General features: G+C 33.2%; 25 protein-coding genes and 1 tRNA gene. 12 read left to right on the top strand and 14 right to left on the bottom strand.

Going from position 1 to position 25,660, the window contains the following annotated elements:
• Positions 1-161 precede the first annotated feature (161 nt).
• The 6 genes from WFZ86_RS08125 to WFZ86_RS08150 all read left to right on the top strand — a co-directional run bounded on the left by WFZ86_RS08125 (position 162) and on the right by WFZ86_RS08150 (position 8,368).
• A complete protein-coding gene (locus WFZ86_RS08125; RefSeq protein WP_342691472.1) occupies positions 162-839 on the top strand; it encodes a response regulator transcription factor in 678 nt (225 codons plus the stop codon).
• Positions 808-2,097, top strand: coding sequence for a sensor histidine kinase (locus WFZ86_RS08130; protein WP_342691473.1), 1,290 nt, complete (start codon positions 808-810; stop codon positions 2,095-2,097). Before WFZ86_RS08125 ends, WFZ86_RS08130 begins: the two co-directional genes overlap by 32 nt.
• Before the next feature lie 63 nt (positions 2,098-2,160).
• Positions 2,161-4,572 carry a TonB-dependent receptor gene (locus WFZ86_RS08135; protein WP_342691474.1) on the top strand — a complete coding sequence of 804 codons (2,412 nt, stop codon included), beginning with the start codon at positions 2,161-2,163 and terminating at the stop codon, positions 4,570-4,572.
• Between the two features lie 177 nt (positions 4,573-4,749).
• Entirely contained in the window at positions 4,750-6,711 is a 1,962-nt protein-coding gene (locus WFZ86_RS08140) for an LTA synthase family protein (protein ID WP_342691475.1), read from the top strand.
• A complete protein-coding gene (locus WFZ86_RS08145) occupies positions 6,711-7,589 on the top strand; it encodes a diacylglycerol/lipid kinase family protein (protein ID WP_342691476.1) in 879 nt (292 codons plus the stop codon). The genes WFZ86_RS08140 and WFZ86_RS08145 overlap by 1 nt, the downstream gene beginning before the upstream one ends.
• A gap of 14 nt (positions 7,590-7,603) precedes the next feature.
• Positions 7,604-8,368: a phosphatase PAP2 family protein gene (locus WFZ86_RS08150; protein ID WP_342691477.1), complete on the top strand. Its 765-nt coding sequence runs from the start codon at positions 7,604-7,606 to the stop codon at positions 8,366-8,368.
• 199 nt (positions 8,369-8,567) lie between these two features.
• Here the strand turns inward: WFZ86_RS08150 and WFZ86_RS08155 are convergent, their stop codons facing one another.
• The 7 genes from WFZ86_RS08155 to WFZ86_RS08185 form a co-directional block, all read right to left on the bottom strand.
• Positions 8,568-8,876 (bottom strand): hypothetical protein, encoded by a 309-nt coding sequence (locus WFZ86_RS08155; RefSeq protein WP_342691478.1) that lies wholly within the window; start codon positions 8,874-8,876, stop codon positions 8,568-8,570.
• Positions 8,877-8,888: 12 nt separating this feature from the next.
• Positions 8,889-9,242, bottom strand: a complete 354-nt coding sequence (locus WFZ86_RS08160) for a hypothetical protein (RefSeq protein ID WP_342691479.1) — start codon at positions 9,240-9,242, stop codon at positions 8,889-8,891.
• Complete coding sequence (locus tag WFZ86_RS08165; RefSeq protein WP_342691480.1) at positions 9,239-9,463, bottom strand: hypothetical protein; 225 nt, start codon at positions 9,461-9,463, stop codon at positions 9,239-9,241. Before WFZ86_RS08165 ends, WFZ86_RS08160 begins: the two co-directional genes overlap by 4 nt.
• Positions 9,464-9,481: 18 nt before the next feature.
• Positions 9,482-11,233 (bottom strand): hypothetical protein, encoded by a 1,752-nt coding sequence (locus WFZ86_RS08170; protein WP_342691481.1) that lies wholly within the window; start codon positions 11,231-11,233, stop codon positions 9,482-9,484.
• An 81-nt stretch (positions 11,234-11,314) separates the two neighbouring features.
• Positions 11,315-11,527, bottom strand: a complete 213-nt coding sequence (locus tag WFZ86_RS08175; RefSeq protein ID WP_269223638.1) for a hypothetical protein — start codon at positions 11,525-11,527, stop codon at positions 11,315-11,317.
• Between the two features lie 5 nt (positions 11,528-11,532).
• Positions 11,533-11,790 (bottom strand): hypothetical protein, encoded by a 258-nt coding sequence (locus WFZ86_RS08180; protein WP_294961216.1) that lies wholly within the window; start codon positions 11,788-11,790, stop codon positions 11,533-11,535.
• Entirely contained in the window at positions 11,787-11,966 is a 180-nt protein-coding gene (locus WFZ86_RS08185; protein WP_342691482.1) for a hypothetical protein, read from the bottom strand. Before WFZ86_RS08185 ends, WFZ86_RS08180 begins: the two co-directional genes overlap by 4 nt.
• Before the next feature lie 225 nt (positions 11,967-12,191).
• On the opposite strand from WFZ86_RS08185, the gene WFZ86_RS08190 reads away from it, so the two are divergent.
• Together WFZ86_RS08190 and WFZ86_RS08195 are read left to right on the top strand one after the other, a co-directional pair.
• Positions 12,192-12,539, top strand: a complete 348-nt coding sequence (locus tag WFZ86_RS08190; RefSeq protein ID WP_269223640.1) for a helix-turn-helix domain-containing protein — start codon at positions 12,192-12,194, stop codon at positions 12,537-12,539.
• A 488-nt stretch (positions 12,540-13,027) separates the two neighbouring features.
• On the top strand, positions 13,028-13,210 hold the full coding sequence (locus WFZ86_RS08195; RefSeq protein WP_315145814.1) for a hypothetical protein: 183 nt from the start codon (positions 13,028-13,030) through the stop codon (positions 13,208-13,210).
• A 53-nt stretch (positions 13,211-13,263) separates the two neighbouring features.
• Here the strand turns inward: WFZ86_RS08195 and WFZ86_RS08200 are convergent, their stop codons facing one another.
• Positions 13,264-13,716: a DUF4442 domain-containing protein gene (locus WFZ86_RS08200; protein ID WP_342691483.1), complete on the bottom strand. Its 453-nt coding sequence runs from the start codon at positions 13,714-13,716 to the stop codon at positions 13,264-13,266.
• Positions 13,717-13,969: 253 nt separating this feature from the next.
• On the opposite strand from WFZ86_RS08200, the gene WFZ86_RS08205 reads away from it, so the two are divergent.
• The 4 genes from WFZ86_RS08205 (at position 13,970) to WFZ86_RS08220 (ending at position 17,350) form a co-directional block, all read left to right on the top strand.
• A complete protein-coding gene (locus WFZ86_RS08205; protein ID WP_342691484.1) occupies positions 13,970-14,425 on the top strand; it encodes a DUF4870 domain-containing protein in 456 nt (151 codons plus the stop codon).
• A 122-nt stretch (positions 14,426-14,547) separates the two neighbouring features.
• A complete protein-coding gene (locus WFZ86_RS08210; protein WP_342691485.1) occupies positions 14,548-14,880 on the top strand; it encodes a PadR family transcriptional regulator in 333 nt (110 codons plus the stop codon).
• 2 nt (positions 14,881-14,882) lie between these two features.
• Entirely contained in the window at positions 14,883-16,607 is a 1,725-nt protein-coding gene (locus WFZ86_RS08215; RefSeq protein WP_342691486.1) for a PspC domain-containing protein, read from the top strand.
• 2 nt (positions 16,608-16,609) lie between these two features.
• Complete coding sequence (locus WFZ86_RS08220) at positions 16,610-17,350, top strand: head GIN domain-containing protein (protein WP_342691487.1); 741 nt, start codon at positions 16,610-16,612, stop codon at positions 17,348-17,350.
• Positions 17,351-17,554: 204 nt separating this feature from the next.
• On the opposite strand, the gene trxB is transcribed toward WFZ86_RS08220, so the two are convergent.
• From trxB to galA, 6 genes are all read right to left on the bottom strand, one after another.
• Positions 17,555-18,502 carry a thioredoxin-disulfide reductase gene (gene trxB, locus WFZ86_RS08225; RefSeq protein WP_342691488.1) on the bottom strand — a complete coding sequence of 316 codons (948 nt, stop codon included), beginning with the start codon at positions 18,500-18,502 and terminating at the stop codon, positions 17,555-17,557.
• Positions 18,503-18,754: 252 nt separating this feature from the next.
• A tRNA-Pro gene (locus tag WFZ86_RS08230) sits at positions 18,755-18,829 on the bottom strand.
• Between the two features lie 433 nt (positions 18,830-19,262).
• Positions 19,263-20,147, bottom strand: coding sequence for an IS982 family transposase (locus WFZ86_RS08235; RefSeq protein ID WP_425402872.1), 885 nt, complete (start codon positions 20,145-20,147; stop codon positions 19,263-19,265).
• A gap of 102 nt (positions 20,148-20,249) precedes the next feature.
• Positions 20,250-21,221, bottom strand: coding sequence for a glycoside hydrolase family 5 protein (locus WFZ86_RS08240; protein ID WP_342691489.1), 972 nt, complete (start codon positions 21,219-21,221; stop codon positions 20,250-20,252).
• Positions 21,222-21,230: 9 nt separating this feature from the next.
• Complete coding sequence (locus WFZ86_RS08245) at positions 21,231-22,466, bottom strand: glycoside hydrolase family 27 protein (protein WP_342691490.1); 1,236 nt, start codon at positions 22,464-22,466, stop codon at positions 21,231-21,233.
• 196 nt (positions 22,467-22,662) lie between these two features.
• Positions 22,663-25,542 carry a beta-galactosidase GalA gene (gene galA / locus WFZ86_RS08250; protein WP_342691491.1) on the bottom strand — a complete coding sequence of 960 codons (2,880 nt, stop codon included), beginning with the start codon at positions 25,540-25,542 and terminating at the stop codon, positions 22,663-22,665.
• Positions 25,543-25,660: the final 118 nt, after the last annotated feature.

The raw sequence follows: 25,660 nt of genomic DNA on the forward strand, positions 1-25,660 counted from the left end.
ATGGAATAATGGTTACCAAATAACAGGCTTAACTTCAAAAAAAAAATTACAGAAAAAATACAGTTTATCTTAAGTAAATTAAAAGAAAGGATAGCAAGGGAAAGTAGCTGTAAAATACTAAAATTCAACATTCATTCAAAATTGGTTAGTTTCTTTGTAATATGAAAATTTTAATAATAGAAGACGAAATCGAAATTGCAATAAGTATCATAAATTACTTGAGCAGTAACGATTTTGTTTGTGAATCAGCAACTACCTTAAAAGCTGCCATCGAGAAAATAGATTTATATTCGTACGATTGCATTCTTTTAGATTTAATGTTGACAGATGGCGATGGTTTTAAAATTTTAGAATTACTAAAAAAGCAAAATAAAACGGATGGTGTCATTATAATCTCTGCCAAAGATACTTTGGAGACTAAAATTGAAGGGTTGACACTCGGGGCAGATGATTATCTAACTAAACCTTTTCATCTTTCAGAACTATTAGTTCGCATTCAAGCATTGGTTAGACGAAAGCAATTTAATGGAAGTAATGTGATTTCTTTTAATGAAATTGAGATTGACACCATTAGTAAGTTGGTTAAAATCAGAGGTAATAAAATAGACTTTACCAAAAAAGAAATGGATTTATTGTTATTTTTGATTGGCAATAAAAATAAAGTACTCTCCAAAAGTGCTATTGCTGAGCATTTATCGGGCGATATGGCGGATATGTTAGATAATCATGATTTTGTATATGCCCATATAAAAAATATGAAAAAAAAACTCAAGGAAATGGGTGCAACCGATTATCTAAAATCAGTTTATGGAACAGGATATAAATGGGAAGCGGAATAAAAAACTACTCCAAAAAATACTAAAGTATTATTTTATTTATGCAGTAGTTATTCTTTTTACTATTGCGCCAATATTTTATGAGGTATCTAATATTCTTTTTGAGCACGAAGCAAATGAAGATTTATATGCCATTAAAGCTGAATTCGATCAATTCACCAAAAAGGACTTGACTATCAAAGATATTGTGCTTTGGAATAAATTCAATCGAGATATCACAATCGAAAAATTCAACGGCAATTCAAAAGATAGTTTGTTCGATCATAATTATTACGATGCCTTAAACAAAGACAATGAGCCATTCAGAGTTCTTAATTCTCCTGTAAAAATTGAACACAAATGGTTTACTTTTTCGGCAAAAATGAATATGGTCGAAAAAGAAAATCTTATCAGTAGTACCGTGATTCTTTTTATTTCTCTATTCTTATTACTGATTATTGGATTTTTCATTATTACTAAAATAATTTCAAAAAAATTATGGCAACCATTTTATGTAGCATTAGATAAAATGGAACTATTTGAAATTGACAAATTTACCTCAGTAAAATTAATAACAAGTACAACCGAAGAGTTCGAAAGATTAAATAATGCCATCAATAATTTAATCCATAAAAACAGTAGCATCTATCAAAGTCAGAGAGAGTTTATAGAAAATGCGGCGCATGAGTTACAAACACCAATTGCAATTTTTAAAGGTAAACTAGAGAATATTATACAAAGAAAAGACCTAAACTCAGAACAGTTCAAATTAATTGATGATTTAAATATCACTACTTCAAAATTTGTTAAGCTTAATAAAAATTTGTTGGTTTTATCCAAAATTGATAGTAACTCATACTATCAAATCGAGAAAATAAATTTAAGTGAGATAATCAATAATCAACTAGATTTTTTTAGCGAACAAGCCCTTTCAAAAAAAATAAATATTACAACAGAATTGTTAGAGGAAGCTATAGTTAATTCGAATCATTTTCTTGTTGAAACATTAATTAACAACCTTTTTTTAAACACTATAAATCACAATATTCTTAATGGTAAAATTCATATCAAACTGACCACTGATAGCATAGTATTTTCGAATACAGGAGTTCTTTTACCTTTACAAACTGAAAAAATGTTTGAACGTTTTTCGAAATCGAATCCGTCCTCACAAGGTAATGGTCTAGGGTTGTCCATCATTAAGAAAATTGTAGATACCAATCATTGGACCATTAGCTATAATTATAGAGATAGAATGCACCACTTTGAAATAGTTTTCTAAAATTCAATATTTCTTCAAATTCCATTTAGAACTTTGCTAAAAGAAGTAAAAGGAAAAAATATTATGCAAATTAAAAACTTTCTATTAGTAGCAATACTACAATTATTGGTTGCAAATTTAACAGCACAAAACAAATCAGCAACATTATCTGGCATAACTAAAGATAAAACAGCAAAAATCGCAATACCATATGTAAATATCTCATTAAAAAATTCAGATAATAATACTATAATTTCTGGAACTATTACCAATGAAGAAGGTCGATTTTCATTGACCAATATCAAATCTGGAAACTATATTTTAGAATTCTCATTTATTGGTTACAAAACCAAGACACAAACAGTTTATGTTGGTTCACTTTCCGAATTTTTAGATCAAGGAACTATCGAACTGGAAGAAGATGCTACAACCTTACAAGAAGTGGTAGTGGTTTCTAAAACAAATACTGTCAGCGAGAAAATGGATAAAAAAACGTTTTCAATGGCTGACAATATTAGTCAAAGTGGCGGCTCTGTTTTACAATCCATGCAAAACTTACCTGGTGTTACTGTCCAAGACGGAAAAGTACAAATTAGAGGCAATGATAAAGTTACTGTATTGATTGATGGTAAACAAACAGCATTAACAGGATTTGGAAATCAATCAGGTTTAGATAATATTCCTGCTTCAGCAATCGATAAAATAGAAATCATTAATAATCCATCAGCAAAATATGATGCCAATGGAAATGCTGGAATTATCAATATCATCTACAAGAAAAATAAACAAGAAGGCTTTAATGGTAAAATAGGTTTTACCTCTGGATTAGGTGCTTTGTGGGAACGAAAACAAAATTTACCTACGATTCGACCACAATATTCATTAACTCCAAAAGTTAATCCAACCTTATCGCTCAATTATCGTAAAAACAAAATCAATGCTTTTTTCCAAGGCGACTATCTATATACAGAAACGCTAAATAAAAATGAATTCGTAACTCGAACTTACAATGATGGTACAATCATTAATCAACAATTAAAGCGAAATCGAAACACCCATTTCACCACTATCAAATCTGGCATTGATTGGGCAATTGATGATAACAATACGTTAACCGTTTCGGGTTTATTTGGTTCAGAAAAAATTATTGATAACGGCGACCAACCTTTTTTTAATAAAGACTATTCCGAACGATTGCGCCTTTGGCAATTTTTAGAAGACGAATTAAAAACTACAGTGATGGGGACAGCTGCCTATCAACATAAATTTAAACAAGCTGGGCATTTATTAAATATAGGCTTCAATTATACCTTTCACAGGGAAGACGAAAAATATTTCTTCGATAATATTTTACCCTATTCAACCAGTAAAGACTCTTTCAAACTGCTATCAGATGAAAGTGTAATTGACTTCAATATAGATTACATAAAGCCATTAAAATATGGTCGCCTCGAAACAGGTTTAAAATTTCGAAACCGCATAATTCCAACTAATATGCAATTCTTTCCCGGAATAAATTCACCTTTGGATGCAAATGCAGGTGGAAAGGCAACCTATGAAGAAATCATTCCTGCGATTTATGGAAACTACATTTACGAAACCAATACAATCGAAGCTGAAATTGGATTACGCCTAGAATACTTAGATTTAGAATATGAAGTAAATCCGAATCACCCAACTTACAAGACTGATGGATACTCGTATTTTGAACCATTTCCTAACCTCCGTTTTGCTTATAAAATCAATGACAACAACAAAATATCATTATTTTACAATCGTAGAATTGACAGACCAAACGAAGTGGATATCAGAATATTCCCTAAGTATGATGATGCTGAAATTATTAAGGTGGGTAATCCAGGATTACGACCCCAATTCACAAATCTAGTAGAACTAGGTTTTAAAAGAAACTTGAAAAAAGGTTACTTCTACTCGGCAATCTACCATCGTTTTGCCGATGCAACTATAACTAGAATAGCTTCTACTGTTCCTAGTAGTAATTTAATTTATGCCATCTTTCAAAACGTAAATAAAAGTTCCAATACAGGTGTTGAAATCGTTCTTTCACAGGATATAGCAAATTGGTATTCATCCAATCTAAATCTAAATGCGTATTACAATCAAATTGGTGCGTTTACAGTTCAAAATTTATATCCTGAACCCAATACATTTTCTGCTACAAAACAAGATATTTTCTCTGGCAACATAAAGTGGAATAACACATTACACTTGTCTAAAAAAGTAGATGCCCAGTTAACAGCAATATATTTGGCACCTGATATTATACCACAAGGCAAAATAAAAGCGCGTTTCTCAATTGATTTAGGACTGAAAAAATCAATTCAAAATGGCAAAGGAGAATTTTTTATAAATGCAACCGACCTCTTAAATACATTGGTAATTAAGAAAGAAATTCAAGGTCAAGATTTTAGTTATACTAGTAACGATTACTACGAAACACAAGTAATTAGAATAGGTTATAATTATAAATTTTAGTTCGCATTAACCTATCAAAATTAGAATTCAATATTTCTTCAAAATTGTTTTTCACTTTTGCCAATATTTAAAAAAACTAACATTTATAAGAAATTCAATAAAAGTTAATACAATTTTCTTGCTTTAATTAATCCTTAATTGTGAGGACTTTATTGACTCTTTCTAAAAAAAACAATTATGTTTAATAAAATCAATTTATCACCTCGTTACAGTTTGCTTTTTGCATTCGTTTTATGGTTTCTAACCTTTTCATTCATTTTACGTATTTCACTTATTTTTTGGCAATATGACGAAGTTTCTTTTAATCTGTTTACCATCATAGGAACAATTCTAACAGGTTTTTTCTATGACATAGGAACAATAAGTTTTTTTATACTTCCTGCGGTAGCATATTACTTTTTATTTCCAAATAAATGGATTGGCACTTGGGTAGATAAAATTTTAGTTTGGTTTTTCACCTCACTAACAATTTTCATACTAGTCTTTACATTTTTTGCAGAGATTACGTTTTGGGATGAGTTTAAAACGAGATTTAATTTTATCGCTGTTGATTACTTAATATATACACACGAAGTTGTTGCCAACATTCAGCAATCCTATCCACTACCTATACTTATTTTTGGAGTTTTAGCAATAACTGGAATTATATTGTTTGGTTTTTATAAGCTTGGCAGCATTAAAAATACATTTCAGTCTAAAGCAAGTATTAAAGACAGAACAATTATGCTTTCAGCTGTAATTGTAATTGCATTATTTTTTAGTTTTTTTATTACAAACAATCAAGCTGAATGGTCAAAAAACAGGTATAATGCCGAGATATCAAAATCAGGAATTTATTCTTTTTTTGCAGCCTTTAGAAACAATCAAATGGTCTACAATGAGTTCTATACTTCTGTAAATAACAAAACTGCTTTTGATATAATCAGAAATAAACTTAGTGATACAAATAGTAAATACCAGTCGGAAGGATTTTCGATTTATAGAACAATAACAACCAGCACTAACCAAAAACCAAGTAAGAAAAATGTAATTTTCATTTTGGTTGAAAGTTTAAGCGGCAGTTTTATGAAAGAGTTTGGTAATAAAGAAAACATAACACCATTTTTAGATAGTTTAGCACAAAAAAGCATCTTCTTTGAGAACTTGTACGCTACAGGCACAAGAACAGTTCGAGGCATGGAAGCAATGACACTTTGTATTCCGCCAACGCCGGGACAAAGTATAGTGAAACGTCCAGAAAATCAAAACCTATTCACCGTTTCAAATGTTTTCAAAAGCAAAGGCTATGATTCTAATTTCTTTTACGGTGGTGATGGTTATTTCGATAATATGAATGCCTATTTTGGCGGAAACGGATTTACAATTTATGATCGTGGACGTGGAAGTGTATTAAGTGATAAAATTAAAACAATTAGAAATAACATTAATGATGATGAAGTAACTTTTGAAAATGCATGGGGAATTTGCGATGATGATATTTACTCTAAAATGATTAAAGTAGCTGACGAACATTACAAAAACAATAAACCATTTTTCAATTTTGTGATGACAACATCCAACCACCGTCCTTACACTTATCCTGATAATGCTATAGATATTCCATCTGGAACTGGTCGTGAAGGAGCAGTAAAATATACTGATTATGCAATAAAGAAAATGTTTCAAAAAGCAAAGAATAAACCTTGGTTTAAAAATACTGTTTTCATAATTATTGCAGACCATTGTGCGAGTAGTGCAGGTAAAGATGAAATTGATGTAGCAAATTATCACATTCCGGCGTTCATAGTAAATTTTCCCGAAGAACTAAATCAAAAAGTTACTAAACAATGTTCTCAAATAGATTTATTCCCAACTTTTTTCTCAATTATGAATTGGAGTTATGAAAGCAATTTCTTTGGTAAAAATGTATTTAATCCATCCTTTGAAGAACGCGCATTAGTGGGAACATACAGAAAATTAGTATTGATGAAAAAAGAAAAAGTAATGATTTTGTCCGACCAAAAAAAGCAAGCATTTTATACTTGGAATAAAACAGACAATAGTTTGAAACCATTACCAATGAATAAACCATTTCTTAACGAAACAATTTCTTGGTACCAAACGGCTGATTATTTATTTACCAACAAATTGCTTAGATAATGCGGTATATTCATTTTATAATAAACCCAATTTCAGGGAAAGGAAAACATAATATTAACAAAACAGAACTAGAAAAACATTTTCCAAAAGAAAGCTTTAAAATTGAAGTTGATTATTCTAATTATAAAAAACACGCAATAACACTCACTAAAAAAGCAATCGAAAATAATCCAAATTGCATTGTAGCTTGTGGTGGCGATGGTACTATTAATGAAGTAGCTTCTTGTTTAATCAACACCAAAATAAAATTAGGAATTATTCCGGTTGGTTCTGGAAATGGTTTAGCCTCTAATTTAAGTATCCCAAAATCATTAGATAAAGCAACAGAAATAATACGCAAGGATAACACTAAATTCATTGATGTTGGTAAAGTAAACGAACAGTATTTTTTTAGCAACGTAGGAGTTGGTATTGATGCACTGATTATAAAAAAATATGAGAGTTACACTAAGCGAACTTTGATGTCTTATGTTCGGGCGTCAATAGCCTCAAGCATTCAGTTTACACCTATGCAGACGATACTTTCGTTTAATAATCAAATTATCAATACAAAGACTCTAATAGTTTTTATTTCAAATTCAAATGAAATGGGCTATGGAATGAGTCTAACACCTAAAGCAAGTTTAGATGATGGTAAGTTAGATCTGGTTCTAGTACCGCAACTACACTTTCTTGAAAAGATAACTTTAGCTATGAGTGTAATATTCAATAAAATTGAAAAATTCAAAATAGCGCAACACAAATTATTAGAAAAGATAAGTATTGAAATGCCAGATAAAATCTTTTTAGACATCCAAATTGATGGAGAATTTCATAATTTCAAAACTAATACAATAGAAATTTCAATGATAAAAAGTGGATTGGAAATAATAGTTTAGAATTTAATATCAAAATGAATAGTATAATAAAAATAGCTTGCATTTTTGTTTTTATAACGAATATTATTAATGCTCAAAAAATTGATACAGATAGCATTAAAACTTCAATAACCAACCAGCATCTCAAATTCAATTACAAACAAGTAATTGTTCCGTCTCTCTTAATAGCTTATGGAATAATTGGTATTGAAAGTGATCAGTTGAAACTCTTCAATACTCAAATAAAAGACGAAGTAAATGAAGATATTGATGGAAAAATCACAATTGATGATTTTTCACAATATGCACCTGCACTATCCGTTTATGGATTAAATGCTTTAGGCATAAAAGGGAAGCATAATTTCAAAGACAGAACTATCATACTAGGAACTTCTTATTTGCTAATGTCGGCTACTGTACTTAGTTTAAAATCAATTACTAAAGTAGAAAGACCCGATGGTTCAGCTTTCAATTCGTTTCCTTCAGGACATACCGCTACCGCTTTCGCAGGTGCAGAGTTCCTTTGGCAAGAATATAAAGATGTTTCAATATGGTATGGAATTTCCGGATATATAATTGCCACAGGAACAGGAGCATTCAGAATTTATAACGACAAACATTGGCTGACAGATGTAGTTGCAGGTGCTGGAATTGGTATTTTAAGCACAAAAATTGCTTATTGGATTAATCCATGGATTCAGGGAAAAATATTTAAAACCAAAGAAAAAAATACTATTTCAACTATTGCACCTTTTTATAACGGCAAACAATTAGGCGTAGGCTTTTTCAGGTCTTTTTAATATAAATCATTTAAAAAGGGATATAAACACTTATCAAAAAGCTTTTATTAATCTGTTCGTCTTTTATAAAGTTAGAAAGCTCATTACTAGAGGTTAATTTTTGTTTTTTGTCGAATTTCCTTTTGGCTTTTCGAGAATTCGGATAATAAAATTCTGATTGATAAAGGCATTGGTTGGGTTGCTTGATGGGATACCGTAATTACGAGATATGGCTAATTTTCTTTAAAAATTGTTTGTTTTTCAGTTCAACTTCTCGGTATTCGTTGAGTTTGATTTTTAACTCTTCGGACAACAAATAGCCGTCAGGAGTACCGTTTCGGTCAATGAAAATCAAGGCTTCTTCGGTTTTGATATTTTTTGCATTCAATCTCATACCAGGAGAAATATCTTTTCTAGTTTCGTTGATAATCGAATTGATTTCACTTCGGATACACTTCTCGGGCATTTGGCTCAAATACAGCTCTTGCAACTCTTTTTTATTTCGAATGTAGTACAATGTTTTTAGCATTTTTCTTTGGTTTTAATTCAAATTGGTTAGTTGTTGGTCGATACTATTTCGGGTTTTCAAAAGGACATTTTTTTGGTAGGCATTTAAAAAAGCTATATCCCAATGGCATACAATTAAAAGTGCCGTTGCTTCAAAAACAGTCATCCGAACAGAAATACAATTCTTGAAACTCAACTCGATTTTGTTGCGAAGGTTTAAGGATAATCGTCTCAAAATATCCATCAAAATACAACTGACATAAAAATCAAAATTGCCCTTTCCTTTGCTAATTTGCTTTTCTTCTCGTTTCTGAATAAAAGCATTAATTTGTTCTCGTAGCACCTCAATTTCGTCTCGAGTACACTTTTTCAATTGAATACTGGTCATAACTTTTTTTCGGCAATTAGGTTTCCATTCTCATAGAACTGGATAACATTGGTCATTTTTGCAAGGGCATGTTTTTCAAAACGTCTTAGCATGCTTTCTATAATGCGTTGTGAATTCCGTTTGTTTTGATTGATTGGCGACCACCAAACTGCATTGTCTTGTTTGCTTTTAGTAAGGATCACCATTTTGATTTTGGATGCTTCGGGTGCAAATACTGGCATAGATATAAAAGGTTTAGGTTAAAAATCACTCAAATCATATTGTACAAAATCAGATGCAGCAACTACTTTCTTAGTACTTTTCAAGCACTTTTTTTCAATCATTTGGGGTAACTTTTCCAAGTATGACGCAGGCAAATTCTTTTCGACATAATCAAATAATTGCGGTAGTGTAATTTTGTTTTTGAAAAAGCGGTTGACTTCATTCTCACATTTTTTAGCGTGATTGATAGCTTCTTTTCTGCGTTGTGCATTACATTCCTGTTTCTTCTTAATGGCTTCGTATTTTGCTTTTCCCTGTAAATGTTCGTTCCATTTTACTTTAGTGTATTCAAAACCCACTTCTTTTGCCGTTTTTCGGGTCATATCAAAATAATCGAAGGGAAATAATGGAGGGAATTCATTTTTCACAAACCATTTTCTGGCCCATTCTGCACGCCAACGCATTTGCTGAATATCATCCACAATCGAAGCTTTGTTAAAGGCTTCTCCAGTAAAAGCAATCCATTTGAATTCCATATAAAGTGAAATGGCTTTTTTCCAAGAACCTGCAAACGGTGTGGAATTTTTGTAAATCTTAGAAATACTCTTGAAAAAGTCTTGAATCACTAATTGCCTAAAATCTTCTTTGAGCATAGTTCCCGAATAGGCTTCTTTGAACAAATAGCGAATATCAATCGGCTTGTAATTGTTGTACTCTTTGTTAGCCAAGTTTACCGCCAATTCTTGAGGGTGCAAGATTAAATTTTGAAGTTTATCGGATAAAGTTGCTTCTTTTTTAACAGTTTCCGCGGGCGCCACCTCGGTTGGATTTTGCATATTGCTGGCTGGTGTTCTAGTAAAAAACAAATGAGAAGGCGTGACCGAAGGGAACTCCTTTTTAAAAAGAGAAATGTTTTTCACATTCTCTTTCTTTTGAGATTCATTTAAAGATGTTCTAGTACTCTCATTGTTATCAGGTAAAACTTTCTCGCTTTCAAGGGTAAAACGTTGATTTTCAGAAGTTGTTAATTTTGAGGTTTTGAGATCTAAAACGGTCAAAATTTCAGGATTGATATGTAATTCTACGGGTCTATTTTGCCCTTTGAATACATAATCGATAAACACTCCACATTCTTCCAAACGCTGTCTGTGATTCCGAACGGTTTTAGTGCAAAGAGACAAACTATTCACTCCGTTGCGCTTTAACTCAGTTACTAAAAACGAATTGATTTTGAATTCTTCAATTGGGCGAACGGCTGTTACTCCCAATTTCATGTACTGTTCATTGCGCTTCATCAATTGGGAATTGTAAAGATGAAGCAAGTTTTGAAAAACCAATTCTGTAGCATACTTAACCGTTTGGATTTTCTTTTTGCAAATAATCATTCCGTATTCATTGCAAAAATCTTCTACACTTTGATTAAACGCTCTTGGTTTTAAGGATTGATTTTTCTTTGCAAAAAGAATAGAAAATGATTTCTGAACCTCGTTTAATTCATTGTTCCTCAGAAACAATCTAACATTTTCGTTGTGTTTATCTATTAATTCATTCTCGGCATTCGTTTGAAAATTATAACCTGAAATGTACTTTCTGTAGTTATCCATTGTGATGGAAAAGGCTTCAATGGTTATTGCAGGATAAACTGCCATAATTCTATTTTCAAGTTGCAAAGAAGTTGCAACGGTCGTTGCAATGCTTTCAAGGGTTTTGTATTTGTGGTCTGTGTTTCCAAAACCAAAAAGATGAGAAGCTAATGAAAAAACATTGCTATCTAAAGAGTTATTTTTCATATTGTCAGCATTTATCCTTGCTGTATCGGGCCAATAGACCCGAATACATCAAGGAATTTTCAGCAGTTGCTGGAGGTATTTTTAGGATCTACGTTTGCTCTTGAATTGGGTAGCCAATAAATTTTCGGTTACACTTTCTAAAGTCCAATTCTGTAAGGGTTTTGATTTTCTAATTTTTCGGGGTTCAGGTCTTCCCACTTCTTTATCGATACACAAGGCGAGTTCTTTCAATTCCTCGGGGGAAAGAAAGATTTTTGCATTGTTAAGTATAGATAAGACTTTGGGATTGTTCATTGCCCTTACACTTTAAATAATCGTTGACGTTTGAGTTGTAGTGCTTTTTTGGCTTTTACGGTTTTGTTGACCAATTGCATAATAGCCAATTCTACTTGTTCATTTTCACGCATTCCATTGACAAAAGTGCGGATGCTTTGTCTCGTGTAGTCTTCGCCAATAGCGTTTTTGATTTTCTTTTTTTTCAAATGCAAGGAAATTGTGGCTGAGTACTGCTTTCCTAAAGTTTTAATAATACTGGTTCTTTCTTGGTTGTTAATCATATTTCAAATTGTATTTGGTAACTAAAATCTTTTTGTAATTCTTTCAAGTCAGCATTCTCAATTTCAAAATTCCATGGTACATAAATGGTTCGAAGCGTTGCACTATAGCGTAATCCAGCTCTTCTTAATTTTTGATGCAATCGGTATCGTCTATTAATTTTTTGAGTTCGTATCATGTTGCCAGTGTACTATTTATACTTTGTGACGAATAATAATTCAATTATCTGCAACATTTTATATCATATAGCAATAAACTGCAATATATATTTGTTACATTTGCGGCTACAATTACGCTACAAAGGCGTACAAATAGCAAATTCAACTATTGCAAATATATGCAACAATTGCAATATTTTGCAATTTTTATAAAAAAATACCACAAATTTCCAAAAACAAATTTCATGCAACTGATTATCAAAGAAGTAAGAGAGAGTAAAAAACTAACTCAAGACGAAATCGTTGAACTTTCAGGTATAAAAAAGCGAACTTATGTAGACTACGAGAACGGAAAATCAGACATTCCGCTCTCTAAATTGCAAAATATAGCAAATGCTTTAAAAGTTAACCTGTTTGAATTGTTTGAAGGATACAACGAAACCTTGGCCGAAATGAGCCAGAATAGTTTATTGACAAAATTGCAATTCGAAAATGAAGCGCTAAAAAAAGAGAATGCAGAATTAAGAAAAGACAAAGCCTTTTTACAATCACTCTTAAAACCGAATGACCACGATAAAAGTCAACCCGCATAGTAGTATGCGAGTGGTTTGGAAGAGAGAGGAAGAAGAAGTATTTTAGAATTTAAAATTCTTATGCCGAAAAAACAGAAAAAATTAATAATAAAAACAATTCAAAAATTTAGATTACCATAGATTCTATAAGGAAAATTCAATAACAAAATTGCATACGGAAACGCATACGATTTGTGCCAATTTTAACTAAAATAGCCCTCGGGAACCCCTGCAAACACTGGAATTAATTTTTAAATTCCGAATTCATAACCCTGAGGTCCCGAGTTCAAATCTCGGTCTCGCTACTAAAAGCCTCAAATAGTAAATTTGAGGCTTTTTTTATATCTTATTCACTCTTCACCCTCACTGCAACTTTAAACCATTATCAATGTACACCTTAGGGCCTTTGTTAATTTTTACCAAAAAGAAGCTGATAAAAATCGTACAATTGATTTTCTTGTTATATTTGATAGCATATAAAAGTATATCATAAACTAAACTTAAATACAATGAAAAAAGTAGCAGCAATTTTAGCTTTTTCATTCTTTGCTTTGTCAGTTCAAGCACAAGAAGCTCCAGCTAAAGAAAAAACAAAAAAAGAAACTTCAACAACTAAAAAAGAAGCAACAAAAACAAAGACCGAATGCAAAGCAGAAGGTAAAAAATGTTGCTCTTCTAAAAAATCAAAATAAAAAAATGCCTCAATTGAGGCATTTTTTTATTGTTTACTTAAATATAGAACTTATTATTTTACTCTAACGCTCCATTCAAAATCCATTTCAGAAACCTGAACTCCTTTTTCATCGGTTCCAATGGATTTCATCCAAAAGGTTTGCCCTTCACCTGTAGCAATAGTTTGTTTTATTGCTTCTTCTATCAAATGTCCATCATTACAGATAAATGTAATTCTGCCTGTGGCCTTTTTAGTAAAATTCCCTTTGTTGTTAGCTACTAACATAGATATTTTTCTACCGCTTTTTTGAATTTGAAACATCACTAAAGCGCCAGTAGACAACTCAGCCGCCATAGCTTGTACAGCAAAATACATCGAATTAAACGGATTTTGATTGATCCAACGGTGTTTTACACTTACTACACATTGCTTTTCATTAATAGCTTTTACTCTTACTCCACATAAAAATGCTGAAGGCAATTTAAAAAGCAAGAATTGATTCAATTTTGATACGTTTATTTCCATTATGTATTGGTTTTTGGGTAAAAATACAAAAAAATACTATGCATACATATAAAAATAAAACTTACTCCCTCTTCAAAAGTCTTTAAAGCCAAAATAGCGCTAAACAACTGTAAAACAAAGCAAAACATATAGCACACAAAAGATTAAAACACATCTAAAATGTTAATATTGTGTTAATATTTACTACTATGCGATACAAGATACTTTCTTTTAGACATATATTTGCATAAGAAATTACTATATACTTTAAATCATGGAAACATCATCAGAAAAAAACATTGCAACATTTACTCACCTGAGTACACTGAGCCAGTATATAATTCCTTTTGGAAATTATATCTTCCCTATTTTGATTTGGACTTCAAAAAAAGATCAATCAGAATTTATAGACCATCATGGAAAACAAGCTATTAATTTTCAATTGAGTATACTTATTTACTCTTTGGTTATGGCAGCAATTGCTTTACCTATTTTAATTTTCACTGTTTTTGGCAACATGACATTCAATGATTTTTATCACAATCAAGGCTTGGTACTAAAAGATTTCAATTTTGAAGATCACATTGGGCTTATTACAGTTGGAATCATCGCTGCTCTTGCTTTTGTTGGATTCAAAATAGCAGAATTCTTCTTAATAATTATTGCAGCTGTGAAAACATCAAATGGAGAAAAATACCAATATCCATTCACTATTCCCTTTATAAAGTAATCAATTATAAAGTAGTATATAGTAGTCTAATCAACACTATAGATCATCTCAACTATCACCTATAATGGAAAGTAATCAAAAAACGAACAGTTCTAATCAAACAAAAAATCAAAACGAAAATTATGAACATTGAAAACACAAAAGCCCAGATGCGTAAAGGTGTTCTCGAGTTTTGCATCTTATCAGTTTTAAAAGAAAAAGATGCTTACACTTCTGAAATATTAGACACTTTAAAAGACGCAAAATTGTTAGTTGTAGAGGGAACCGTTTATCCTTTGCTAACTCGATTAAAAAATGACGGATTACTCAACTACCGTTGGGAGGAATCTACCTCAGGACCGCCACGAAAGTATTATGGTCTAACCGAAATAGGACAAACCTTTTTAACCGAATTAAGCGGCACTTGGAATGAATTATCCGAAGCCGTAAGTCTAATAACCAACCAAAAACAATAATCATGAACAAAACTGTAAATATAAACCTAGGAGGAATGTTCTTCCATATTGATGAAGATGCATACCAAAAATTAACTCGATATTTTGAAGCTATCAGACGCTCATTGTCTAAATCTTCTGGTCAAGAAGAAATCATAAAAGACATCGAAATGCGTGTTTCAGAATTATTAAATGAAAAACAAAAAAGCGAAAAACATGTAGTTGGTCTAAAAGATGTTGATGAAGTAATCGCTGTAATGGGCCAACCTGAAGATTATATCATTGAGGAAGAAACAGGCACTTCAGGAAAATTTAATGATTATGGCACTAGAGCTACCAAAAAATTATACCGTGATAAAGAAAAAGGAATGATTGGTGGTGTAGCCACAGGTCTAGGACATTACTTTGGGATCGATGCAGTTTGGTTAAAAATCATGTTCTTAATTTTTGTTTTTGCTGGATTTGGTTCAGGTATATTGGCTTATATTATCCTTTGGATTGTAACTCCTGAAGCCATCACAACTTCAGAAAAATTAGAAATGACTGGAGAACCCGTAACCATCTCTAATATTGAGAAAAAAGTTCGTGAAGAATTTGAAAATGTATCTGGTAAATTCAAAAATGCCGATTATGACAAAATGGGAAACCAAGTAAAATCTGGAGCCGAAAAGTTGGGAAACTCTTTAGGTGATTTTATTATGACTCTTTTTAAAGTTTTCTCTAAAGTTTTGGGTGTTATTTTAATCTTAACAGGACTTTTTACACTAGTTAGCTTATTTATTGGAGTTTTTACCTTAGGATCCTCAGCATTTATAGATTTTCCTTGGCAAAATTTTATTGAAGCTGGTAACTTTGCTGATTATCCTGTTTGGAGCTTTGGGTTATTGATGTTTTTTGCTGTAGGCATACCTTTCTTTTTCCTAACTATTTTAGGATTCAAATTATTATCTCCAACTATTGGATCAATTGGGAATATTGCTAAATATAGCTTGTTGGCTTTGTGGTTAATCTCTGTTGCCATCTTAATCTCTATCGGAGTAAAAACTGCTACTCAAGTAGCGTATGATGGAAAAACTGTAGTAAAACAAAATATTCCTTTGAGTGCAAACGATACTTTATTCGTAAAATTCAGATATAATGATTATTACACAAAAGATATTGACGATCACACCGAGTTTGAATTTGTACAAGATTCTGCGAACAACAAATTGATTTATTCTAACAATGTAAGCTTGAGAATTTTGTATACTGATGAAAAAACACCTTACATCCAAATTGAAAGAACCGCTAAAGGAAAATCGTTTCAAGATGCAAAATTCAGAGCTGAAAAAATTCAATATGGTATAAAAGTAGAAGGGAATCATTTGTATTTAGACAATTATTTATTGACCGATGTAAAAAATAAATTCCGTGACCAAGAAGTAGAATTGTATTTGTATTTACCAGAAGGTACATTATTAAAACCAGACGCATCAGTACAAAACTATGATCGTTCAGATAATGATTTCTTCAATTTACACTATAGCTCAGATAATTACGTTTACAAAGTAACTAATTCTCAAATAAAATGTTTAAATTGCCCTAATGATGAGGACGAATGGGATGATGTAGAAAATGATTCAAGTTCTGCTAATGTTACGATCAATGAAAATGGAATTTCTATTAAAAAAGATACTTTAATTAAATCCAATAAGGATATAAAAGAATTAAAAATCAATAAAGACGGAATAATCATCAAAACCGAATAGCCATGATAAAAATAATCACTTTAGTAACAAAATTCATCATTGTTACACTGACCGCATTACTATTTGCTTCTTGTAACTTGTCTACAAATTTCAATTCCATCACAGGAAGTGGTAATGTGACCACCGAAAAGAGAATTGTAAATGGCGATTTTAAAAGTATTGAAGTAGGAAACGCTATCGATTTGGTACTAGAACAAGCCGATAAAGTTGAGATTATAGTAGAAGCCGATGATAATTTGCAAAAAGAAATCACTACCAAAGTAGAAAACGGTAAGCTTATTATTGGATGTAAATACAGTTCTTTCTTGAATATCACTTCGAAAAAAGTAATTGTTCGAGCTCCTATTATAGAAGGTATTGAAGCCAATAGTGCTTCGACTGTAAATAGTAAATCTACCTTTAAAGCTACAGAATTTAAGATTGATGCATCGAGTGCGGCCTCACTAGATTTGAACATAGAATCTGAAAAAATAATTTGTGATTCTGGAAGCGGAAGTAGTATTGAATTGAAAGGTAAAGCCATTAGTTTACAAACCAGTTCTTCCAGCGGAAGTTCTATTAATGCAGACGAATTATTGGTAAACGATATCAAGTCTGAGGCTTCATCGGGAAGTATTCAATCACTACATCCGTTGGTAAGTCTCGATGCTGAAGCGTCTAGCGGAGCAAACATCTCTTATAAAAACAAGCCGAAAAGCCTGAAAAAAAGTGAAAGTTCTGGCGGTTCGATAAGCCAAGAATAGTTTTTAGTAGACACAAAAAAAGTCCTTCTTCGTGAAGGACTTTTTTTATGACTAAAATTAAAATGTAACCCAAAAGGACTATTGCAGCTCTTTAGCCCCGATCGTAGTGGAAATCCTTTGTTGCCGGGGTTCGGCAACAAAGATTATAACGGAGAGCGGGACTTTGCTCACAAAAAAGCGCTTTGAATACTGCTCCTAAAAAAATTACTCTTTGGCAGCCAAATAACGTTCGGCATCCAATGCAGCCATACAACCTGTACCAGCGGCAGTAATGGCTTGGCGGTACACGTGATCGGCAGCGTCTCCTGCTACGAAAACTCCTGCTACATTCGTTTTTGAACTTCCTGGAACGTTTACGATATAACCCGTTTCGTCTAAGGTCAAGTAATCTTTGAAAATATCGGTGTTGGGTTTGTGACCAATGGCTACGAAAAATCCGGTAGCTGGAATGTCATACACTTCATCGGTGGTTTTGTTTTTTACTTTGATAGCTGAAACCACTTGTTCATCTCCTAAAACTTCAACTGTATCGTGGTTTAAAAGGATTTCGATGTTTTCGGTTTTACGTACTCTTTCTTCCATAATTTTGGAAGCTCTGAATTTTTCGCTTCTAACCAACATCGTAACTTTTTTACACAACTTAGATAAGTAGTGTGCTTCTTCGCAAGCTGAATCTCCTGCTCCAACGATTACCACTTCTTGATTTCTATAGAAAAATCCATCACAAACAGCACAAGCAGAAACTCCGCCACCCATTTTTAAATAATGTTGTTCTGATGGCAAACCTAAATATTTTGCAGAAGCTCCAGTAGAAATAATTACGGTTTCGCAGTGTAGTTCGATGGTATCATTGATCCAAACTTTGTGGATATCTCTAGTGAAATCAACTTTGGTAGCCCAACCATCACGCACATCAGCGCCAAAACGTTGTGCTTGTTGTTGCAACTGAATCATCATTTCTGGCCCAGTTACACCGTCTACATAACCTGGAAAATTTTCTACTTCATTAGTCGTAGTCAATTGTCCCCCTGGTTGCATTCCTTGGTACAATACTGGATTCATATTGGCTCTAGCTGCATAAATAGCAGCGGTATAACCCGCAGGACCTGAACCTATAATTAGGCATTTAATTTTTTCGATAGTATTTGACATTGTGTTTTGAGTTTTTTAAAATACACGCAAAAATAGGATTTTAAAAAATAATAACTCACTTTGAAGTATTTGTTTTGATTATGGAGTAATAAAAAAACACATTCTTGAACACAGAAAGAATTTGTCAGGGTGGCAGAATCTATTCCGCTTAACGGAAATTCTAACTATTTGTCAGCGGATTTTGAATATAATATGTAAACTGTAAATCCCATATATACAAAAAATCCTTTCTGAAACTCAGAAAGGATTTTGTCGGGGTGGCAGGATTCGAACCTGCGACCTCCTGCTCCCAAAGCAGGCGCGATAACCGGGCTACGCTACACCCCGTAACGCGGGTGCAAATATAGAATACTTTTTTGGCTATCACAAATTATTTCAGAAATAAAATCACCAAACCTTATAAGTAATTCGACAAAAAAAGCATTTAACACTACAACAAACTCTTACACTTGCTATGTATAACAAGTTTTCCTCTCGTTGTTTTTAAAACAGTATTTGAATTATTATTTCCTAGTTACTTAGTATCTACAGAAAAATCCAAAAAAAATTGAACTTATTGGTGTTTAGAAGTTTTTTCAAAAAGAACAGGGCTGTTTTTAAAACAACTTTTGAGACTGACTTGTAATAATTTATTTAGCTACCTAACCAATCAAAATGAATTTTTAAGCCCTATAATTTACTTTTTCTGACGTAATTGTTTTAGTCGATCAATAGTGTTTCGAAGTATATTTTATGAATCTATTTAACCCGTTGGGTGTAATTAAATTGTTTGATTTTTAATATTGTTTATCGGTCTATCAAAAATGAATTTATTGATATACTGAACCAATGTTAATGCTGTTATTTTTGCTAAAATTCTTGTTTTAAAACCTTCAAAAGTTTTAGCGTAATTGTTTCTAATTCTGAACTGGTCGCATAGTTGAGAAAATAATGTTTCAATTCTTTTTCTTGATTTTCTAAAGATATAAGGTTGTGGTTTATAGTCTTTTTGATTATTCCTTTTTGGGGTTTCTAATTTAATATTTACCGTTTGAAACAAGTCCAATTGAATGCTTTGAGACAAGTAACCTCTATCGCCAAGCAAAACACAATCAGACATTTGATGTTTTATGTTCTTTAAAAAATGAACATCGTGAACTTCTGCTTTTGTAATATCCAATGAATGGAAAATTCCATTTATAGAACAAACCCCGTGCAATTTATATCCGTAAAACCAGTTGTTTTGAGAAGCACAAAACCCTTTTGAAGGAGCAGTTTCAAACTCGTTTTTACAAATTTTAATTCTCCTATGACGAGCAAATTTACAAATCTCCAACGGCATACTATCCACAATAAAATAATCTTCAAATTCTAAAAACCGAGACGCTAATTTTGTTCTTATTTCTTCTAAAAAGAAAAACAATTTTCGTCTTCTTTTATTAAACTGACTTCGTTCAATTAAATTGGAAATTTGTTCTCTATTTATCTCTTTAAACAAAGAGTTTTCACTATCAATAGACATAAATTCAGCTGTTAGGCTTAATGCAAATACTTCTAAATCAGACATTTTTTGTTTTCTTCCAACATCTGATTTATATTCCAATTCACAATTCAAAGAACTTATAACTTCTAAAACTCTAAAATAATTTTTCACTATATTTGACATAGATATTGGTTTGTTTGGCGACATCAAGATACTGAATTTCAGTATCTTGACCAATATCTAGTCAGTGTATTTTACTGCAAATAATTACACCCAACGGGTAATCTATTTATTATTATCTGTAGTATACTTTTTTAGATAAGCTCTGGTTTTTTCACCGGATTCCTTCAAATCGCTATCTTTCCAATCACCTTCGGAATTTGCCGATTTATTAAGCATTGAACAGGTTTCGTCTTTGCTTGAAATTGACCAAGTAATCCAACTTAATTTTCTTACTTCCATCCAATCGATATATTCTTGCCATGCAATACTATTTAAAGGACCATCACCAGTGGCTTCCATACCCGCCGATTCGGAGACAAAAATAGGCAAGCCACTTTTGATCGCATCGTCAGTTCTGTCTCGAAGCCATTTGCCATGTGTAGCCGCATAAAAATGCATAGTATACATTATGTTTTCAAAACCAACTATTGGATCTGCAGCGGCTAGATGAATATCTTGATCCCAATGCGGAGTGCCAACAAGAATAATGTTCTTAGGATCATTTTTTCTAATCACTTTAATCACTTCTTGCGAATAAGCTTTTACTTCTGTCCAAGTTTCGTTATCAGGTTCGTTAAAAACTTCGTAAATTATATTTGGGTATTTTCCATATTCTTTTGACATTTCATCAAAAAATATTTTTGCTTGTTCGAGGTGAATATTATGACTGTGGAAATCAATTATCACATAAATATCCTGCTTTATTGCTGCTTTAATCACTGCCTCAATTGTTGCTTTTGATTCAATTGGTTTTTTAATGTAGCAATTTTCATCAACATCAACACCCATTGCGGCTCTCAAAACAGTAGCGTTCCAATCCTTATTCAAGGTTTTTACTACACCTTTGTTGTAGAATTTACCCCACCAATTGTGCCAGCCAAAACTTACCCCCCTAAGAACGATAGGATTTTGATTTTTATCTACAAGTTGTGTTCCTTTTACACTTAGTTGCCCATGTTTCTTCACAAACTGAGCGTTGGAATAATATCCAACAAGCAAAAGAGCTACTATAAAAAAGTGGTGTTTAGATTTCATATTGCTAAATTAAGGGATTAATTTCAAAGTGATTACATCATGTGCAATTATGGATGCGGCAAAGTTTTTCTTAGTCGACCCTGCACTTTTATTTTTCCAAAGATCTTGAAGTTGATAAGTGTTTTTGGCAAAATCAGCTTCAAAACCAAAATCAGCATCTTTGATTGGGTGTTTTTTCCAATCGAAGTTGATTGTTTTTGGTAACTCGGTTCTGTTTAAAAAAGTGACTGCCCAAGCTCCATCTGACAATGGTTTTACCCAAACTTCTACACCATCCTCTACCGTCAATTTGAATCCTTGAATACCTAATTTGTCTTGATTTACAGCAATTAAGTTTTTATTAGTCAAAATAGCCAATGTTTCGGGTTTCATTTTTCTAAAATCATTCCCAGCAATAAGAGGAGAAGCCAACATGCACCACATAGCGAAATGCGAACGATCTTCGATAGTAGTCATTTCATTACCTACCTCCATCATATCAAAATCATTCCAATGATCTGGGCCTGAAAATTTACGAATATCTTTTCGCATTTCGGCAATTTTCATGAATCCCCATGAAGACCAATTTTCTGGATGTTTGAATTCGCAATCAAAACAAGGATAAATATCTCCCGAAATTCTCCAAAGGTTTCCTACTGGTTTTCCCCATTCCCATGGTTGATTGTCTCCCCATTCGCATAGGCTAAATACGATAGGGCGACCTGCTTTTTTGAGGGCATTACTCATAGTAGTATAAGCCTCTTTGGCAGTAATTCCAGCGGTATTACACCAATCGTATTTTAGGAAATCAACACCTAAATTAGCATAAAAACGAGCGTCTTGGTATTCGTAACCACGTGTTCCAGGGTAACCAGCACAAGTATGTGTTCCTGCGCAATTGTACAAGCCGAATTTTAGTCCTTTGGAATGTACATAATCGATAAGCACTTTCATTCCGTTTGGAAATTTAATAGGATCTGGCACTAGATTGCCGTTTTCGTCTCGTTCTTTGGCCATCCAGCCATCATCGAGTACAATATAGTTGTAGCCTGCAGCTGCCATACCAGAAGACACCATAATATCAGCGGTTTCTTTGACTAACTTTTCGTCTATATTGGTTCCGAAGGTATTCCAAGAATTCCAACCCATTGGTGGCGTCATAGCAAGACCTTCGTATTTCCCGAGTTCCTGTGTGCGGGTGTTGCCTTGTGCAAAACCAAGGAAAGTAATGGCACTTATACATAAAGTGATGAGTATTTTTTTCATGTTATTCTATTTTTATATTTGTTAAGATAATGTATTCATTTGGCTATAATGCAAAGGTTTTGAGTAGCAGGGTTTGCGTGAGGGATGGCAGCGGAGCTCTCCCGATTTTTTATCGGGAAGCGGGAGCGTACAGCCCGACCCGCCTTTTTCTGGCGGGACACGCCCAATTAAATCAAGATGTTGTGTGTTTAGTATTTTAGTTTTTAATGGCATTGATTTGAATTATTGCTTTTTTGAGTCCTTTGCTGGTGGCTGTTAGGGTAATTTGCCCAGCATCGCCTGTTGATTGCAGGATGACTTGCGCTAGGCCGCTGAAAAGCGTTCTCTTCCAAGTCGCTGCAGGTGAGATAAGTTGAATGGTACCTGGATTGGTATTTACTGGATTCCAATTGTACTTGTATGTTAAAGGCTCGGCAACGATGACAATGCTGTTTTTTCCTGAACGAAGAGTAGCTTTATCTAAAATAAAACTGTCGCCTTTTTTATTTTCGGGAATAGCATTTGCAATTTGTTTTCCGTTAATATAAATGGATTGGGATTTACCGATACTATTATAAAAAAAGGTGATTTTACTCTCTTTAAAATTTTCGGGTAACTCAAAATCCGTTCTATAAACCAGGGCTTTTACTTTCTTTTCGAAAATAGTATCTCGACTGTCTTTGAATGCATTGTCCCAATTGGAAATATCCAAGTTATCAACAGTTTCTGAAGCTTCAGAAATGGAGTTAACTATTTTTTCTTTGAGATTTGAAATAGGAACAACCGTTATTTTTTCTAAAAATTGATCGGGTTCTGTTGCTGTTGGCTTTCCGTTTCCAACGCCAATAATTTTTGCTGGTCCAGAAATGCTAAAAGCGACTTCGTCCTCTGAAGTTGGCACAAACAAGCCCGATTTGTCTTTGGTATCTACCGTTATCAAAGCAATATCAGTACCATTGGCTTGGATTGTTTTTACATTGGATTGTAAACCTAGAGCAACCGCGTCGGAAGTCGTTTTTACGGTTTGGGTCAAGGTTTTTTTGCCGTTTTTATAGCCAATAGCTTCTAAGGTTCCTGCTTGATATTTTACTTTCCATTCTAAATGACCATTTTTTTCCATTGTTTTTTTGCCAAGACTTTTCTTGTTGAGGAAAAGCTCTACAACATCACAATTACTGTATGCCCAAACATCGATAAGTTGTCCTTCTTTTCCTTTCCAATTCCAATGAGGTAAAAGATGCAAAACCGGTTCTGTTCCCCACCAGGATTTGAGGTACCAAGCATCATCTTTATAAAAACCACATTGATCCAACATTCCAAAATAAGAACCTGTTGCTGGCCACTGATAAGGTGTAGGCTCACCACGATAATCAAAACCTGTCCAAATAAACATTCCTGCTAAATAATCTCTTGCATCATAATGTTTCCAACCCTGTTCTATACTATGTGCTATAGGAGATTGTGGAAAATCATAGGCTGGTTTAAATTGTTTTTCATTGTCTTCAAAATAAATGCCTCGGGTGGCAAAAGTAGAACCTTCTTCGGTACCCCAACTGGCCAGATGAGGAAACTCACGATGGTGTTTATCAGTTGTTTCTTTGCCTCCATGTTTGATATAATTGTAACCAATAACATCTACCGCAGTTGCAATACCATTGTCCCAATTACCGCTAATTCCTGCTGTTATACCTCGAGTAGTGTCAATCGTTTTGGCGTAATCTTGAATGGTTCGAGCCATTCTGGCGCCTTTGATATCGCCTTCTATTCCCCACTCTTCATTGGCAATAGACCAGCTAATAATACTTGGATGATTGCGATCACGAAGCATCATTCGCTTCAACTCGCTGAGTTGAGTGCTTGCAATACCCATCAATCTTGTTTCATCAATTACTAGCATTCCGAGGCGATCACAAGCTTCAAGCAATTCTGGTGTAGGTGGATTATGCGAACATCGATAAGCATTAGACCCAAAAGATTTTAAAGTAGCAATACGAAAATCCTGCAATGCATCTGGCATAGCCACTCCAACTCCTGCGTGGTCTTGGTGATTATTGGTTCCTTTGATTTTAAGGTGCTTCCCGTTTAAGAAAAATCCTTTGCTAGCATCAAAATACACCGTTCTAATTCCGAAAATTGTGGTTTGGGTATCTGTTAACACATTTCCAGCATAAATAGTAGTTACCATTTTGTGCAAATACGGCTGATCTACCGACCAAAGTTTAGGATTATCGATAGTTAGATTGGTTTCGTACTCTTTGGTTTCCATAGGTTTTAGCTGAAGGTTATCAATAGTGGTTGTTGCAATTGATTTTCCTACTGCATCTAAAACGGTTTGTACAATTTTGAACTGATACGATTTACTTCCTTCATTGACAACTGCAACTTTTGAGGCTAGTTGAGCACTGGCATTGCTCAGTTTTGTGGTACTCACAAAAGTTCCATCTGCTGGTACATGCAACGAATTCGTCTTATTTAGCCAAACATGGCGGTAAATGCCTGCTCCTTCATAAAACCAACCTTCTTCCATCATTGCATCTGCTCGAACAGCGATCGTGTTTTCTCCTCCATAATTGACATAATCGGTTACATCATATTCAAATCCCAAATAACCTGAGGGATGAGTTCCTAAATAATGCCCGTTGAACCAAACGATAGCATTGCGAAAAACACCATCAAAAGCAATGTGAATTCGGCGACCTAAATCGCTTTGTGGAATGGTTATTTTTTTTCGATACCACCCGATACTCGTTTCTGGAAAAGCGCGCCCTATTCTTTTAAATCCATGACTGTAACTGGCTTTTTCGCTAAATCCTTGCTCAACAGCCCAATCATGGGGAAGATCTAATTTTCGCCAAGAACGATCATCAAAATCTGAAGCGGCTGCTCCATCCCCATAAGTAGTTTTGGCCAAATAGGAAAAATAACCTGTTCCTGTATTAAAATCTTTACTAGTATCAAAAGGGTGACCAAAAGCAAATCTCCAGTCTTGATCAATAGTGATATGTTCTCTAATATTAGACGTAAATTGAGGAAAAACTAAAGCTGGATAAATAAAAAAAAAGAATAGTAAAAATAGTATGTAATAGGGCTTTTTCATTAGTAAAGATTTTATAATCTCAAAGGGATGTGACTTACAAGTTTACTAAATAGTAATCATAAAAAATGATACTTTTTTTTCAATTAATGCTATTATTTGTTGCATCTTACTCATTATC

Origin of the sequence: Flavobacterium polysaccharolyticum (assembly GCF_038739875.1) — a bacterium.
Taxonomy (GTDB): domain Bacteria; phylum Bacteroidota; class Bacteroidia; order Flavobacteriales; family Flavobacteriaceae; genus Flavobacterium; species Flavobacterium polysaccharolyticum.